This window comes from Sulfurimonas denitrificans DSM 1251, assembly GCF_000012965.1.
Classification (GTDB): domain Bacteria; phylum Campylobacterota; class Campylobacteria; order Campylobacterales; family Sulfurimonadaceae; genus Sulfurimonas; species Sulfurimonas denitrificans.
Genome location: NC_007575.1, coordinates 1,870,124 through 1,884,998, shown reverse-complemented (window position 1 = coordinate 1,884,998; position 14,875 = coordinate 1,870,124). Strand labels below are relative to the sequence as shown.

Annotated in this window: 18 protein-coding genes; 14 read left to right on the top strand and 4 right to left on the bottom strand. The window is 34.6% G+C overall.

What is annotated here, in order from left to right; genetic code table 11:
• Position 1: 1 nt before the first annotated feature.
• From SUDEN_RS09375 to argS, 10 genes are all read left to right on the top strand, one after another.
• Positions 2 to 469 (top strand): peroxiredoxin, encoded by a 468-nt coding sequence (locus SUDEN_RS09375; protein WP_011373417.1) that lies wholly within the window; start codon positions 2 to 4, stop codon positions 467 to 469.
• Positions 470 to 783: 314 nt separating this feature from the next.
• Positions 784 to 1,563, top strand: coding sequence for a 30S ribosomal protein S2 (rpsB, locus tag SUDEN_RS09370; RefSeq protein ID WP_011373416.1), 780 nt, complete (start codon positions 784 to 786; stop codon positions 1,561 to 1,563).
• Between the two features lie 2 nt (positions 1,564 to 1,565).
• Positions 1,566 to 2,618, top strand: a complete 1,053-nt coding sequence (tsf, locus tag SUDEN_RS09365) for a translation elongation factor Ts (RefSeq protein WP_011373415.1) — start codon at positions 1,566 to 1,568, stop codon at positions 2,616 to 2,618.
• A gap of 225 nt (positions 2,619 to 2,843) precedes the next feature.
• Entirely contained in the window at positions 2,844 to 3,449 is a 606-nt protein-coding gene (locus SUDEN_RS11125; protein ID WP_011373414.1) for a transglycosylase SLT domain-containing protein, read from the top strand.
• A 53-nt stretch (positions 3,450 to 3,502) separates the two neighbouring features.
• Positions 3,503 to 4,147, top strand: a complete 645-nt coding sequence (locus SUDEN_RS09355; RefSeq protein WP_011373413.1) for an ABC transporter ATP-binding protein — start codon at positions 3,503 to 3,505, stop codon at positions 4,145 to 4,147.
• Between the two features lie 19 nt (positions 4,148 to 4,166).
• Positions 4,167 to 4,931: a flagellar biosynthetic protein FliR gene (fliR, locus tag SUDEN_RS09350; RefSeq protein WP_011373412.1), complete on the top strand. Its 765-nt coding sequence runs from the start codon at positions 4,167 to 4,169 to the stop codon at positions 4,929 to 4,931.
• Positions 4,932 to 4,977: 46 nt separating this feature from the next.
• Positions 4,978 to 6,387 carry a hypothetical protein gene (locus SUDEN_RS09345; RefSeq protein ID WP_011373411.1) on the top strand — a complete coding sequence of 470 codons (1,410 nt, stop codon included), beginning with the start codon at positions 4,978 to 4,980 and terminating at the stop codon, positions 6,385 to 6,387.
• Positions 6,387 to 7,007: a guanylate kinase gene (gene gmk / locus SUDEN_RS09340; RefSeq protein WP_011373410.1), complete on the top strand. Its 621-nt coding sequence runs from the start codon at positions 6,387 to 6,389 to the stop codon at positions 7,005 to 7,007. Before SUDEN_RS09345 ends, gmk begins: the two co-directional genes overlap by 1 nt.
• A 62-nt stretch (positions 7,008 to 7,069) precedes the next feature.
• Positions 7,070 to 7,315, top strand: a complete 246-nt coding sequence (locus tag SUDEN_RS09335; protein WP_011373409.1) for a Sec-independent protein translocase subunit TatA/TatB — start codon at positions 7,070 to 7,072, stop codon at positions 7,313 to 7,315.
• A gap of 3 nt (positions 7,316 to 7,318) precedes the next feature.
• Entirely contained in the window at positions 7,319 to 8,914 is a 1,596-nt protein-coding gene (gene argS / locus SUDEN_RS09330; RefSeq protein WP_041672310.1) for an arginine--tRNA ligase, read from the top strand.
• 11 nt (positions 8,915 to 8,925) lie between these two features.
• On the opposite strand, the gene SUDEN_RS09325 is transcribed toward argS, so the two are convergent.
• Positions 8,926 to 9,570 carry a L,D-transpeptidase family protein gene (locus SUDEN_RS09325; protein WP_238374806.1) on the bottom strand — a complete coding sequence of 215 codons (645 nt, stop codon included), beginning with the start codon at positions 9,568 to 9,570 and terminating at the stop codon, positions 8,926 to 8,928.
• 98 nt (positions 9,571 to 9,668) lie between these two features.
• Between SUDEN_RS09325 and SUDEN_RS09320 the strand changes: the two genes are divergently transcribed.
• Positions 9,669 to 10,292 (top strand): acyl-CoA acyltransferase, encoded by a 624-nt coding sequence (locus SUDEN_RS09320; RefSeq protein WP_011373406.1) that lies wholly within the window; start codon positions 9,669 to 9,671, stop codon positions 10,290 to 10,292.
• Here the strand turns inward: SUDEN_RS09320 and SUDEN_RS11280 are convergent.
• Complete coding sequence (locus SUDEN_RS11280; RefSeq protein ID WP_148153555.1) at positions 10,272 to 10,562, bottom strand: hypothetical protein; 291 nt, start codon at positions 10,560 to 10,562, stop codon at positions 10,272 to 10,274. The two genes, SUDEN_RS09320 and SUDEN_RS11280, sit on opposite strands and share 21 nt — an antisense overlap.
• Between SUDEN_RS11280 and SUDEN_RS09315 the strand changes: the two genes are divergently transcribed.
• A complete protein-coding gene (locus SUDEN_RS09315; RefSeq protein WP_049752238.1) occupies positions 10,534 to 11,676 on the top strand; it encodes a Na+/H+ antiporter NhaC family protein in 1,143 nt (380 codons plus the stop codon). The genes SUDEN_RS11280 and SUDEN_RS09315 overlap by 29 nt on opposite strands.
• Here SUDEN_RS09315 and SUDEN_RS09310 read toward each other — a convergent pair.
• Positions 11,665 to 12,408, bottom strand: coding sequence for a 3'-5' exonuclease (locus tag SUDEN_RS09310; RefSeq protein WP_011373404.1), 744 nt, complete (start codon positions 12,406 to 12,408; stop codon positions 11,665 to 11,667). The genes SUDEN_RS09315 and SUDEN_RS09310 overlap by 12 nt on opposite strands.
• 49 nt (positions 12,409 to 12,457) lie before the next feature.
• On the opposite strand from SUDEN_RS09310, the gene SUDEN_RS09305 reads away from it, so the two are divergent.
• Together SUDEN_RS09305 and SUDEN_RS09300 are read left to right on the top strand one after the other, a co-directional pair.
• Positions 12,458 to 13,117, top strand: coding sequence for a peptidoglycan recognition protein family protein (locus tag SUDEN_RS09305; protein ID WP_011373403.1), 660 nt, complete (start codon positions 12,458 to 12,460; stop codon positions 13,115 to 13,117).
• On the top strand, positions 13,114 to 14,244 hold the full coding sequence (locus SUDEN_RS09300; protein WP_011373402.1) for a DUF819 domain-containing protein: 1,131 nt from the start codon (positions 13,114 to 13,116) through the stop codon (positions 14,242 to 14,244). The genes SUDEN_RS09305 and SUDEN_RS09300 overlap by 4 nt, the downstream gene beginning before the upstream one ends.
• Here the strand turns inward: SUDEN_RS09300 and SUDEN_RS09295 are convergent.
• Positions 14,241 to 14,822: a putative metalloprotease CJM1_0395 family protein gene (locus SUDEN_RS09295; RefSeq protein ID WP_011373401.1), complete on the bottom strand. Its 582-nt coding sequence runs from the start codon at positions 14,820 to 14,822 to the stop codon at positions 14,241 to 14,243. The two genes, SUDEN_RS09300 and SUDEN_RS09295, sit on opposite strands and share 4 nt — an antisense overlap.
• Positions 14,823 to 14,875 lie beyond the last annotated feature (53 nt).

The window sequence follows — 14,875 nt, the reverse complement described above, 5'->3', positions numbered from 1 at the left end:
AATGGTTCAAATAGATAATATAGCTCCAGATTTTTGTCTGCCAAATCAAGACGATGTAGAGATATGCTTAAGAGATTTAAGAGGCAAGTGGGTAGTTCTTTACTTCTACCCAAAAGACAACACACCAGGATGCACAACCGAAGCATGTGACTTCAGTGAAGCTGCACCTGATTTTAGCTCAATAAATGCAATAATAATAGGTGTTAGTGCAGATAGCACAGCAAAACATCGTGATTTTATAGAGAAAAAAGATTTAAGTATCACTCTTCTTAGTGATGAGAGTGGTGCAATGTTAAAAGAGTATGGTATTTGGCAATTGAAAAAAAATTACGGCAAAGAGTACATGGGAATTGTACGCTCAACCCTGATTATAAATCCAGAGGGCGTTATAAAAGCTATTTGGAAAAATGTAAAAGTAAAAGAACATGTAAGAGCAGTAGAAGAGAAGCTAAAATTACTTCAAGGCTAATTTCCTTAAAGCTTGTTTATAATATTGAGCTAGCACCATATTAAAAATAGATATTTTTTTTAAAATATTATAAATTTATATAAAAAATTGTAATAGATTTAGTAGCTCTTAGAGCAAAATTATTATACAAAAAAGCAAAATTTTATATATTTTTTAGTATAATTCGCAGATTTTTCTTTTGCTTAAATGCTCAGAAAATATTAACAAGCATGTGTCAAATAAACCAGTGCAGCTCCTTTTTTAAGGAATAATTGCTCGACATTGCTAAAGATAACTGGTAAAAACCTGGCTTAAATGCCTTTAAAGGACCTTATATGGTAACTATGAAAGACTTATTAGAGTGTGGTGTACACTTCGGACACCAAACACGTCGTTGGAATCCAAAAATGAAAAAATATATTTTTGGTGTTCGTAAAAATATCTATATTATAGATTTACAAAAAACTCTTCGTTATTTCCGTAATACATACACAATTGTTATGGACGCTGCTGCTGAGGGTAAAACAGTTCTTTTTGTTGGTACAAAAAAACAAGCTCGCGCTTCTGTTAGAGATGCAGCAATTGCATGTGGAATGCCATACGTAGATAACAGATGGTTAGGTGGTATGCTTACAAATTTTCCAACTATTCAAAAATCTATCCGTAAACTTGATGTTATCTCTGAGATGCAAGAGAATGGACAAATTGACCTTCTGACTAAAAAAGAAGCACTTATGCTTTCTCGCCAAAAAGAGAAGCTAGAGAGCTATTTCGGTGGTATCCGTAATATGAAAAAACTTCCTGATATGCTTTTCGTTATGGACGCTGTTAAAGAGCATATTGCTGTTTTAGAAGCTCGTTGTTTAGGCATTCCTGTTGTAGCTCCACTTGATACAAACTGTGACCCAGACTTAATTACTTACCCAATTCCTGGAAATGACGATGCTATTCGTTCTATCCAACTTTTCTGCCGTGAAATGACAGAAGCTATTAATGAAGGTAAAGCATTAAGAAGTGGCGGAAGAGACGAGATTGTAGCTGAAGATTCTGAAGAAGTTTCTACTGTAGATGCTGATGCTATAACTGCAGAAGATTTCGAAACAGAGGAAGTATAATTATGGAAGTTACAGCAGCAATGGTAAAAGATCTGCGCGCATCTACTGACGCGCCGATGATGGACTGTAAAAAAGCTTTAGTTGAATGTAACGGAGATATGGAAAAAGCAACTGCTTGGTTAAAAGAGCGCGGTATCGCACAATCAGCTAAAAAAGCTGATCGTGTTGCTGCTGAGGGTCTTGTTGGTTTTAAAATAGCTGATGATTTTTCTCAAGCTACAGTAGTTGAAATCAACTCTGAGACTGACTTTGTTGCTCAAAATGATGGCTTTAAAAACCTTGTTTTAAAAACAACAGAGGAGATTTATTCTACTTCACCTGCTGATGTTGAGAGTTTAAAATCAACAGCATTTGGCTCATTTTTTAGTGAGGCAGTTGTAAAAATTGGTGAGAAAATAGAACTTCGTCGTTTTAAAACTATTAAAGCAGATGACGAAACAGTTGCAATTAACGGCTACATTCACTCAAATAATCGTATAGCAGTTATCGTATCTGCTAAATGTGATAGCAAAAAAACAGCTGAGGCTCTTAGACCAATGCTTAAAAATGTTGCTATGCATGCATCTGCAATGAAGCCAAAAACTCTATCTTATAGAGATTTTGATGCGGAATATGTTCAAAATGAGACAATAGGTAGAATTGAAACAATTAAAAAAGAGAATGAAGAGCTAGCTCGTCTGAAAAAACCTCTTAAAAATGTTCCAGAATTTATCTCTATGTGTCAATTAACAGATGTAGTTTTAGCAAAAGCTGAAGCAGCTATCAAAGAGACTCTAAAAGCTCAAGGTAAACCTGAAGCTATCTGGGATAAAATTGTTCCAGGTCAATTAGCTCGCTATATTGACGACAATACAACTCTTGATAAAGAACTTGCGCTTCTTGATCAAACTTATGTCCTTAACGATAAACTAACTGTTGGAGCTGCTGTTGAAGCCGCTGCAAAAGAGGTTGGCGGAACTGCTGAAATAGTTGATTTCGTTCGTCTTGAAGTAGGTGAAGGAATTGAGAAAAAAGTTGATGACTTCGCTGCTGAAGTTGCAGCTCAAATGAGTTAAGGATTTTTCCTTAGCTCTTCCCCTTTAATTAATTTTTTTCCAAATATCATAATAATCGCAATTTTTACACTATCTTAGGCATTTTTTATTTGTTTATGTGCTAAAAATAGAAATAATCTTACAAAAAAATAGCATAAAAAAATAGTTTTTTTAAAATTTTAAAAAAGGGAATTATTTTTGCTTTAATATTTTTATTAGCAGTTTTGCATCAAGGAATTTGAGGGAATGAAGATAATCTGGTTACTATGGATAGTTTTGGTAGTAGGTTTACATGCTGCTACAAATATATGGATGAGCACAGGCAATTCTCAGGGAATAGATCCGAGACTTCTTTATGCTATCTCAAAAGTTGAGAGTAATCATAATCCACTGGTAGTCTCAGTAAACTATCAAAAATTAAATAGAGTGCAGACAGATATGCTCTATCTTATGCTTCAAAGCAGAAATATAAAATATAATACTTATACAAAAGTGGTTTCTATTTATAGCAAAGATATCACTCAAGCAAAACAGGTAATTAGTTTTTTAGATCAAAACAATTATCCAAGTTTTGATATTGGGCTAATGCAGATTAACAATGTTCACAAGGAAGTACTAAAGAGCTTAAAAATTTCACTCCATAATCTTTTAAATGAGCAGACAAACCTTAATGTGGCTTCTGGGATTTTATGGAACTGTTATAAAAAACATCGTTCAAACAAAGAAGCCATAAACGCTTATAATGGTCGTATCGTTGGCAATGATTACTACACAAAAGTTTCAGAAGTACTTAATAAACTTCTGCTTCCGCATGAGAGTACTTCAAAAAATCTATTTTACAGAATACTATAATTACTTTGAGAAGACATATACTATTAATTAAGTAAATTAGTTATAATCCCCTTATGAATTTACTAAGCGCTAAAAACTTATCTCATACCTTTGACTATGAACTTTTTTCTAATATTTCGCTTGATTTGCAAGAGGGTGAGTCTGTTGCTATTATCGGTGTAAGTGGAAGTGGAAAATCAACCCTGTTAAATATTTTGTCAACGCTATTAAAGCCAGACAGAGGAAGTGTTGAAATTTTTGATGAAAATGTCTCTACTATGAGCAAAAAAAGGCTCTGGGAAATTAAAAGAGATGAGATAGGTTTAGTGTTTCAGTCCCACTATCTATTTAAAGGTTTTACCTCTTTAGAAAATTTAGAAGTCGCAGCAATCCTCTCAAAACAGGAGATTGATGAGTCACTTTTAAAAAGATTACATATCGATAACACGTTAGAGCAAAAAGTTACAGAGCTCTCAGGCGGGCAGCAACAAAGAGTCTCCATCGCTAGAGTTTTAACAAAAAAGCCACGTCTGCTATTTGTAGATGAACCAACAGGGAACTTAGACAAAACAACAGCAAATGAGGTAATGAATATCTTTTTTGAATATCTGCAAAAATATAATGCTGGAATGGTTTTAGTAACACATGATGAAGAACTCGCTGCAAGATGTGATAAAGTCTATAAGCTTCTAAACAAAGAACTCGAAAGAGTAAACTAATGAAAAAAGAGTGGTTATTATGACATGGCCGCAAGTATTTAGTGATACTTATATAGTCGGTTTTATTCTTCTGTTTTTTAGATTTGCAGCACTATTTATTGCTGTACCAATATTTTCACACAATAACATTCCAATCAGTATAAAAACTTCATTAGCATTTTTTTTCACTATTGTTTTTTACTCTTCCATGCCCCCATTAACAATGGTCATAACAGTCCCAAGCATTGTCATGGCAATTTTAAGTGAACTACTTTTTGGTCTTGCCATTGGAGTTATTTTACAAATAGCATTTAATGCAATTACGTTTGCAGGCGGGCAGATATCTTTTATGATGGGATTTTCAATGGCAAGTGCAATTGACCCACAATCTGGTATTTCAATGCCTATAATCTCTCAATTCCTATCTTTGATGGCTCTTATGATGCTCTTTGCAATAGATATGCACCACTGGATTCTACTTTTTATTGACTCCTCGTTGCAAAATATTCCTCTTGGAGGTTTTGTGATGAGTGAGAATCTCTTTACCTATATTATCAAAGCTATGTCAAATATGTTTTTAGTCGGTTTTATGATTGCTTTTCCAATTACTGCTCTTGGCTTGTTAGCTGATATTATATTTGGAATGCTTATGAAAACAATGCCTCAGTTTAATCTTCTTGTAATTGGATTTCCTATAAAAATAATGGTTTCTTTCGCTGTATTGATAGCTACAATAAGTGCAATTATGCTGATTATAAAAGGTCAAATGGTCGAGGCTTTTAACTTTTTAGAGATGTTTTTTTAGTTTTTTTGATACAATAACGTCAAAAGAGCCTTCAAGGGAACATGTAATGAAAATATTACTTTTAAATAATAATCCAGTAGTTAACAAGCTAATAACTCTTAGTGTACAAAAGACTTCTGATGAGTTAATTACAGTTGATAGTATCGAAGCAATAGAGCCAAAAAAATATGATCTTTTGATTGTTGATGACGCTCTATATAGCGAAGATAATATGGATGAGCTTAGAAGTAAAATTCAGTTTGCTCAATCACTTTATATCTGCACAAGAGATGCCGCACCCGCTGAAGAGTTTACTAAAACACTTAAAAAACCATTTCTGCCAACTGAATTAGTTGAAGTTCTTATCTCGTTTGAGAAGATGATGGGAGCAGTAGAGATTGATAAAACAGATAATATCTCCTTAGATGAGATAGATGGTTTTGAAGATGATTTTATTGATGATACTATTAAAGATGTTGATAGTTTAGAAGATTTAGATGGGCTTGAAGATTTTGATGATATAAAAGATTTTGATGCCTTTGATAACATTGAAGAAGATGATGACGAACCTCTTGTAGAGCTTAAAGATGATACAAAGAGCCAAGATATAGAAAATGATGATGAGCTTGAAAACGAAGATGGGATTTTAGATAAAGATGAACTTCAAGAAGTTCAAAATCTTTTAGAAGAGACAGAAACCCAAGATTTTGACATGCAAGATTTAGAACTAGATGAAGATATTGACTTAGAAGACAATAAAGCAGATGAGAGTTTAGAGTATGATTTAGATGAAACTGATAAGCTAATAGAAGATACTAAAGAGCTTAAAACTTTAGATGACGATTTAGAGCTTGATTCTCTTGATGACTTTGAAGATGATGAGTTTCTACTTGAAGATGAAACTACAAAACAGAGTGATAAAAAAGAAGAGTTAAACGAAGATGAGATAGAAGAAGATGAAGCACAAGAGAGAAATGAAGATAAAATAGAAGATGAAGAAATTGATGATTTTATTTTGGATGATGAGACGCAAGAGTTAATATCAGATGACGACACTCATGAATTCGATATAGAGAATGAAATAGGAGAGCTAGAAGAAGATGTTGAGTTAAATGAAGAAGATTTGTCTTCTCAGATACAAAGTGCACTCAGCTCATTAAGCGAGAAAGATTTACAGACAGAAGTAGATGAAGATATTTTACTAAATATAGGTTCTTTAACTAGCAGAGACTTAAAGCTTGCAATTGGAGAGGATGTTGAAGAGCTTGATGAAGAGAATCTCTTTGAAGCAGAAGATGAACAAGAAGTTGAAGATGATTTTGATAATAGTGATGAAGAGATAAAAAAACCAAACGATAATTCTGATGATGGTGTTGAAGCTCTTAAAAAACTTTTAAAAGCACTCTCGGATAAGGATGTGGCAGCGTCATTAAAAGGGATGAAGATAAATATAAATATAACTTTAGGTGAAAAATAGTGAATCATAAAACAGGAGCTATATTAGTTCTCTCAGGTCCAAGCGGGGCTGGTAAGAGTTCTTTGATAAAAGAGGTAATTGATGATATTGGGGAGTGTTACTTTTCTATCTCTACAACAACTCGTCCAATAAGAGAGGGTGAGGTGGATGGCGTACACTACCATTTTGTTAGCGAGAGTGAATTTAAAAAAGATATAGAAGATGAATTTTTTTTAGAGTATGCAGTTGTGCATTCTAACTATTATGGAACATCGATAAAACCAGTGAAAAAGGCTCTAAAGAGTGGAAAGTTAGTTATTTTTGATATAGATGTTCAAGGAAACGCAACGATAATTAATCGCCTTGGAGATATAACAACCTCAGTTTTCATCTCTCCTCCTACTCTCTCGGAGCTAAAAAAAAGACTTGAAGCTCGCTCAACAGATACCAAAGATGTGATTGAACGTCGTATTGAAATGGCAAAGAGAGAGATGCAAAGAGTTAGTGAATATGACTTTCTTATAGTAAATGACAACTTGCAAGAGGCCGCTAAAACACTTAGAATCATAGCCGATGCGGCAAGGGTAAAAATACCAAGCAATGAGATAAATGATTTTGTCAGAAGTTGGGAAGATATATAAAATAAGAGAAGTTACAGCAAATTTGGCTATAATTTCTGACTTAAATTACAAAAGGAATATACATGGGAATGCCTAGTGGACAAGAGCTCTTAATCATCTTAGCGATAGTTGTTTTATTGTTTGGTGCGAAGAAAATACCTGAATTAGCAAAGGGTATTGGCAAGGGAATTAAAAATTTTAAAGCTGAAATGAAAAATGAAGATGATGATACAGAAGTAAAATCAGCTTCAACAGAAGCTCCTAAAAAAGTAGAATCTGCTGAAGAAGTTGCTTCAAAAGAGAGTTCAAAAACTCCAACACAAGCGTAAATTTTGAAACAACGAGTGTCAGCGCTTTTGCGTGAAAAGTTTGGTCGTGAAGTTATTTTAGAAAAACCTCGTGACCGCTCTTTTGGTCACTTTGCTACTCCTATCGCTTTTGCTTTAGCTAAAGAGCTAAAGCAATCTCCTATGAAAATTGCTGATGAAATTGCCTCCTCTTTTGAAGATAACAATATTTTTAGCCGTGTTGAATCTGTAAAAGGTTATCTAAATTTTCGCCTAAGTGAAAACTTTTTAAGTGAGTATGGCTCGTGGGCACTAGAAAATCCTCAAACATTTGCAAAACAAGAGAAAAAAGAGAAAATTCTCTTAGAGTTTGTCAGTGCAAATCCAACAGGACCTCTGCATATTGGACATGCAAGAGGCGCTGTTTACGGAGATACACTTTTTAGACTAGCACGTCATTTGGGCTATGATATAACAGCCGAATATTATGTGAATGATGCTGGAAACCAGATAGATTTACTAGGACTCTCAATCCAACTTTATGGACGAGAAAATATACTACATGAGAGTGTGAAATACCCAGAGAGTTACTACAGAGGCGAATATTTAGCGCCATTAGCACATGAAGCAATAAAGAAGTTTGGCCTCGAGATTCTAAGTGATGAATCTCGCCAAAAAGAGCTTGCACTATGGGCTAAAGATGGCGTTATGGAGATTATCAAAAAAGATTTAGCAAATACAAATATTTTCTTTGATACCTTTGTTTATGAGTCAACTCTGTATGATGATTGGGATAGAGTTATGGCTAAAATGGGGGATGGTATCTATAAGAAGGATGATAAACTCTTTATCGCTTCAAGCCTAAAGGGCGATGATGATGATAGAGTTGTTGTTCGTGAAGATGCTCGTCCTACGTATTTGGCTGGTGATATAGTCTATCATAACCAAAAGTTTGAGAGAGGATATGATCACTATATAAATATTTGGGGTGCAGATCATCACGGATATATAGCTAGAGTAAAAGCCTCAGTCGAATTTTTGGGTTATGATAGCGCTAAGCTTGAAGTTTTACTCTCTCAAATGGTAAGTCTTTTAAAAGATGGTGAACCTTATAAGATGAGTAAGCGTGCTGGAAATGTAATTCTAATGAGTGATATAGTTGAAGAGATAGGCTCAGATGCACTTAGATTTATATTTGCTTCTAAGAAAAGTGATACAGCTCTAGAGTTTGACCTTGCAGAGTTTAAAAAGCAAGATAGCTCAAATCCTATTTTTTATATTCAATATGCTCATGCAAGGATAAAAACTATTATTGCAAAGAGTGACTTGAGTCACGATGAGATAATGTCAGCAACACTTAAAAACTTAGATGAGAGTGCTGATATGCTTATGTTTGATGCGCTTTTGCTCCCAGAAATTGTAGAAGATGCTTTTATCTCAAGACAGGTTCAAAAACTCCCAGAGTATCTAAAATCACTCGCTGCGTCACTGCACAAATTTTACTATGATTGTAGAATTATAGGAACAGCGGATGAGGCAAAACTTCTTAAACTTCTTATGCTCGTTGGATTGTCTTTAAAAACAGGTCTGGCATTAATGGGCATAGAGGCAAAAGATTATATGAGCAAAGAGGAAGAGTAACCTCTTAGGGATTATATCTCTAAGAGCGGATAGAGTTTTGCAAGCTCTCTCTTTTGAGAAGATAATATTTGAATTAAAATTGGGTTTTTGCTTTTATCAAGCCAATGGACTATTTTTGTTATATCTTCTAGTTTCATAGATGTGCATCCAGCAGTTGGGGCATCTTTGGATTTTTCTACATGTATAAAGATGCAAGAGCCCATTTGTGGTATCTGTTCTTTATTGTGTCCAACTGTAATTCCTAGCTCATATTGAGCATCTTCTCGTCTCATCTCTTCATAAGAAGCTGGCAGTTTTGAGGATTTTTTGATGATTTGGTTATAAGATTTTGAGTTTGAATCATCCACACAAATCAACTCCTCCGTTACATGTAGATATGGCATTTTAATATTCATATCTTTTTCATATCCAAAAACAGACTCAAGAGTAAATATTCCAAGCGGTGCTTTTTTATCACCTTCCTTTTTTATGGGGTCTGCATCTGTTTTTAAAAATTCTATCTCACCAGCTCCAAAAGCTACCCCAAGAGCTCCTAAATTTACCTCTATAGGCGCAAATATAGCTCTGTTGTTTTCAAAACAGAGAAGTTTTGCTTTGGTTGAGTTAAACTCATCCGCAACCACTAAAATGATTTGTTCATTAGCAAAAAGGAACATTTGAGAAATTATTATAATTAAGAAGTTTTTTACCATAAAGTATGTTACTATTACCAAAATATGAAACAGATTAATTTTAAAAAAATGGAAATAAGTTTATGGGTATTAACATAAGAAAAGCTACTAGTGCTGACGCATCTTTTTTAGCACAAATGATTTTACAAAGTACTAGGGCTGATAAAAAAATTGGTGTTTTTGACCTGATTTTTAAACTAAACAATGATGAAGAGATTTTAAAAAATTTAGAAAAATTAACAAATACTACGGCGAAGTCAAATTGTCATTTTAGTAATTTTTTAATTGCAGAAATTGATGGGAAAAGTGTTGGTTCTCTTGCAAGTTATGAACCAAGGTTGATAACTAAAGAGACTTTTATGAGTGCTCTTGAAGAGATTGGCATTAATGCTGAGGAGAGTGAGTACTTTGGTTTAATGGAAATTTGCGGTTTTGCATTAAATAGCAGAACTTTAGTATTTGATTACATGGAAGAGTTAGAGGGCTTTATGGATGTTGGAATTTTAAAAGCACTTATGCAAAAGAGTCTTTTAACTGCAAGGCTAAAAGGTTATAGAATCGCACAAACTATAGTTGAAATTGGCTCGCTAGAGACACTGCTTTACTATAAAAAACTGGGATTTAAAGAGGTTAGGCACAAAGATTGTGAGCCATATAAAGAGATTTTTGGAAGACCAGGTTTGGTTTTACTCTCTATAGAGTTTTGATAGGTCTGACATAGAACTCTCTGCACTCTCCCTTCTTCCTTCACTCCTAGCAATTGCCTTAGCGCTATATAGTAGAAATGTTCTGCTCTCACTTTTTGGTGGGATAGTTCTTGGCGGATTTATCTTAAATGATTTTTCCGTTTTTCCATCATTAAAAAATATATTTTCTCTCTTTGTATCTCTATTACAAGAGGCTTGGATAGTGCAAACTCTCTCTTTTGCTATTCTTGTTGGAAGTATTATGGCTCTGATTGAAAAATCTGGCGGCATTGATGGTTTTGTAGATTTTATGCAGCATAAAACAGGTGTTGTAAAATCTCCACGATCTGCTTTGATGCTTAGCTATGTTATAGGTATTTTTATATTTATAGAGTCAACCATAACATCTCTAATCGCAGGAGCTGTTGGAAAACCATTTTGTTACAAATACAAGATTCCAAGCGCAAAATTAGCTTTTGTTTGCGACTCAACTGCTGCTCCTGTTAGCTCTCTTATCGTCTTAAATGGATGGGGAGCACTTCTTTTGGGGCTAATAACAACACAAATTTCACTAAATAGCCTAAATCTTGATGCCATAGGCGTTTTAATGCACTCTGTTTTATATAACTTTTATGCCATGGCGGCGCTCCTTGTTACATTTATAGCGATATGGTTTAACATCGATATCGGAGCTATGAAAAAAGCAGAACACAAACCTAAAAAAGATGAGCTAAAGAGCCAAAAATCTCAGACAATGTTCTACATGTTGTTGCCAATTTTATTGATGGTGTTTTTTGTTTTTCTCTTTTTATACATCACTGGCAATGGCGATATTTTAAAAGGAAGTGGGTCTAGTTCTATCTTTTATACCATGCTCTCTACGCTTCTATTTACTCTTTTTTATTTTGTAGGAACAAAAAACATGTCACTCTCATTATGGGGTAAAACTGCTCTTGGTGGTGCGTTAAAGCTAGTTCCAATTGCACTTATACTACTTTTTGCATTTGGTATAGGAGAGATAACAACAGAGTTAAAAACAGGCAATTTTTTGGCTTCACTAGTCAGTCAAAACTTAAACGTGATTTTTTTAGCTCCTGTAATTTTCATAATTGCCTCTCTTATCTCTCTCTCAACAGGAACTAGTTGGGGAACTTTTAGCATAATGATTCCAATAGCTATTCCAATGGCTCTCTCCATGGATGCAAATATGGCTCTTTGTGTTGGTGCTGCGATATCTGGAGGTGTTTTTGGAGATCATTGCTCACCTATCTCAGATACCACTATCATCTCTGCAATGGCAAGTGATTGTGATTTGGTTGAGCATACAAACACACAACTCCCCTATGCATTTATAAGCTGGGGAATCTCTTTGGTGCTATTTATTGTTTTTGGATTAATTGCTTAAGAGTCTATTTATAGAGTAGCGCATATCTTCATCAAGATTTTCCATATTTGTTAACATCCATCTTAAGTATGGTGCGTCACTTGTGGCTACTTCTTGTAGAGTTTTACCTCTGTATTTTCCAAAATTAAATGATTTTATCATGATTGGTGTGAGTGTTAAATCAACCATTTTTTCTACTGGATTTTCATTTGGAAACTTCTCTAAAACAAGCTTTTTTAATCTGCTCAAAAGTAGTTTTAAAACCAAAACATCGCCGATTGCATCATGGGCTTTTATAACGATGTTTAGCTCATCTGCCTCTTTTTGCTCCTCTTTGTAGAGCTCCATTTTATAACGGAAGTATTGAAGTCTGTGTGCTTCTTCGTCTGGAAGTAGATGTTTTGCAACCCTTAGAGTGTCTATTACTCTCATTTGAGTTTTAAAACCCTCTTTTTGAAGCATATCTATATCAAATTTTGCGTTGTGGATGATGAGATAATTCTCGTCACTGTTTAGCTCATTTAACCTCCGATAAGAGGTGCTATCTTTGCATAAAGGCTTGCCATCTAACATTTCTGGAGTGATTCCATGCGTCTCCATAGCCCCAAAACTAATAGGAACTGATGTGCTGAAAAATTCGTTTTGAACCTCAATTTCTCTCTCGCCCAAAACAATAAAGCCAAGCTGAATTACTCTATCTTCTTCACCTATTCCTGTTGTCTCTGTATCTAAAATGATGTATCTCTTTGCCAAATATTTATTCCTATTTTTTTCTTAGAGTATAATATCTAAAAAGGTTTACATGTACAAATTTATCATACTCTATGTGCTTTTTAATCTCTCTCTATTTGCTATAGAGATAAAGCAGACACCTATAAAATTTGAAGAAAAAAGAGTAAATCTTACAAAAGAGTATATAAAATATCACTACAACTTAGATGTAAAAGATATAAAAATTACTCCTAAAATCATCGTTATTCATCACACAGCGATAGATGATTTTAACGCATCGCTCTCTTGCTTTAAAGACCAAACTCTGCCAAATGCCAGAGCAGATATTCATAGAGGCGGAGCACTCAATGTTTCGGCTCACTTTATTGTTGATAGAGATGGAACCATCCATCAGCTTATGCCACTAGATATTATGGCTCGACATGTAATTGGGCTTAACTATAACTCCATTGGCATAGAAAATGTCGGCGGGCAGAACTCAAAGGATAACTTGACACCTGAGCAACTAAGAGCAAATATAGAGTTAGTTGCAGAGCTTAAGAGGAGATTTCCAGAGATTGATTATGTTATAGGACATTATGAGTATAGATGTTTTGAAAAAGATGAACTTTGGCTTGAAGTAGATAAAAAGTATAGAACATACAAAGATGACCCATCGAGCAGATTTATGAGTGCAATAAGAGAGCAGATAGAGGGTTTTAAAAATTCACCATGTAAAGATACTAAATGATTGTCTCACCCTTTGGCTATCTTTTTGCATTAGCATCTTTGGCAGCTATTATCACTTTAGTTGAGCAAAAAAGTAACTCAAAGTTTTTCAAGTTTCTCCCTGCTGTTGTGCTGATTTATCTCTTTAGTATGACATTTGCTTCCATGGGAGCCTTTGAGCAAAATGAAGCTATAGATGCAATATATGAAAATACAAAGAAAAATCTACTCCCAGCCATGCTTTTTTTGATGCTTTTGCAGATTGATTTTAGGGATTTTTTCAAGCTTGGAAAATCTCTTATCATCGCCTATGTTTTGGCTGTTTTCTCTTTAGCGTTTGCATTTGTATTTATCTCTTTTATTTTTGATTTTAATAAAGAGATGGCATCTGCCTTTGGTGCGCTAAGTGGGAGCTGGATGGGCGGAGTAGCAAATATGATAGCAGTTGGCTCTGCGCTAAATGTTTCTCAAGAGGCTTTTGGATATGCACTAATAGTTGATAGCGTAAACTACACTATATGGATAATGTTTTTACTCTTTTTAACTCCATTTGCGAGCTACTTTAATAGTTTTACGTCATCACATGAACAGATGGCAAAACTAAACTTAATTGGGTGTTCGTGTACTATTGGAGCAAAGAGATACTATTTTTTGATACTCTTGGCAATAATCGTTGCATTTGTAGTAAACTTTATAGCTCAGAGTGGATTTGAACTTTTAAATTACACAACAACAACAGTTATCTTAGCTACACTTTTTGGAGTTTTAGGCTCATTTACAAGATTAAAAACACTAAACGGTTCTAGCGAAGTTGCTACTACAATGCTCTACATGTTAATAGCACTAATTGGCTCAAAAGCAATATTTGATAACTTTAGCGGTGTTGGTATCTATGTTTTTGCAGGTTTTTGTATTCTAGTTGTTCATGCCGCTCTTATGGTTTTAGGCGCTAAAATATTTAAACTAGATCTATTTAGTATCGCCATAGCATCTTTAGCAAATATAGGCGGAGTCGCATCTGCATCCATTTTAGCTGCAACATATAATAAAGCTCTTGTAGGCATAGGTGTTTTGATGGCTATAATGGGCTACATTGTAGGAACTTTTGGTGGTTTGGCTGTGGGGAAGTTGATGCTCTTTTTATCTTAAGTTTTAATATCTTTAGACTCATCACTTGTGCTAGCCGCATTTTTATATGTCTCTTTTCCTAGCAGCTTCTCTTGAGCCTCTTGTGTTACCTGCTGCTGTGCCTTCATCATCATAATCATGGCGCTTGAGGCTACAGCTATATCTTGAGCACTTGGGTCTGCTGGCGCTAGAGCTGAGGCTATAACTGCTTGGGCATTAACGATAGTCTCTTGTGGAGTTGAGCCTGTTTGAAAAGAGATGGAAACTTCACCGCCAATAGCGTACATTCTCCCATCAGGACCTTTTTGATATGTGTAAGAAGCTCCGCCAGTTGATGCTCCACCACTCTGATGTGCTGCTTCATGGGTACGAACTTCAGCGTCCCTTGATTGTAAATCTGCAACTAAACGTTTTTCGTCTTGGCTTAACTTCTCAGCGGAGTTTGACTTATCAACTCTTTTTTCTTCTTCTAGTTTTTTTTGCTCTTCAGCCTCTGCTGTTTTTAGGGAATCGTCCTGAGAAACAGGCACTTCCTTAACGCTTGGTTTTACAGAATTGTTTGTGCTGATATTGTATAAACTATTTAAAACTACATCCATAAGGTAAATTATACAAACGAGTAAATTAAATTAAGCCACTATTTTATAATTAA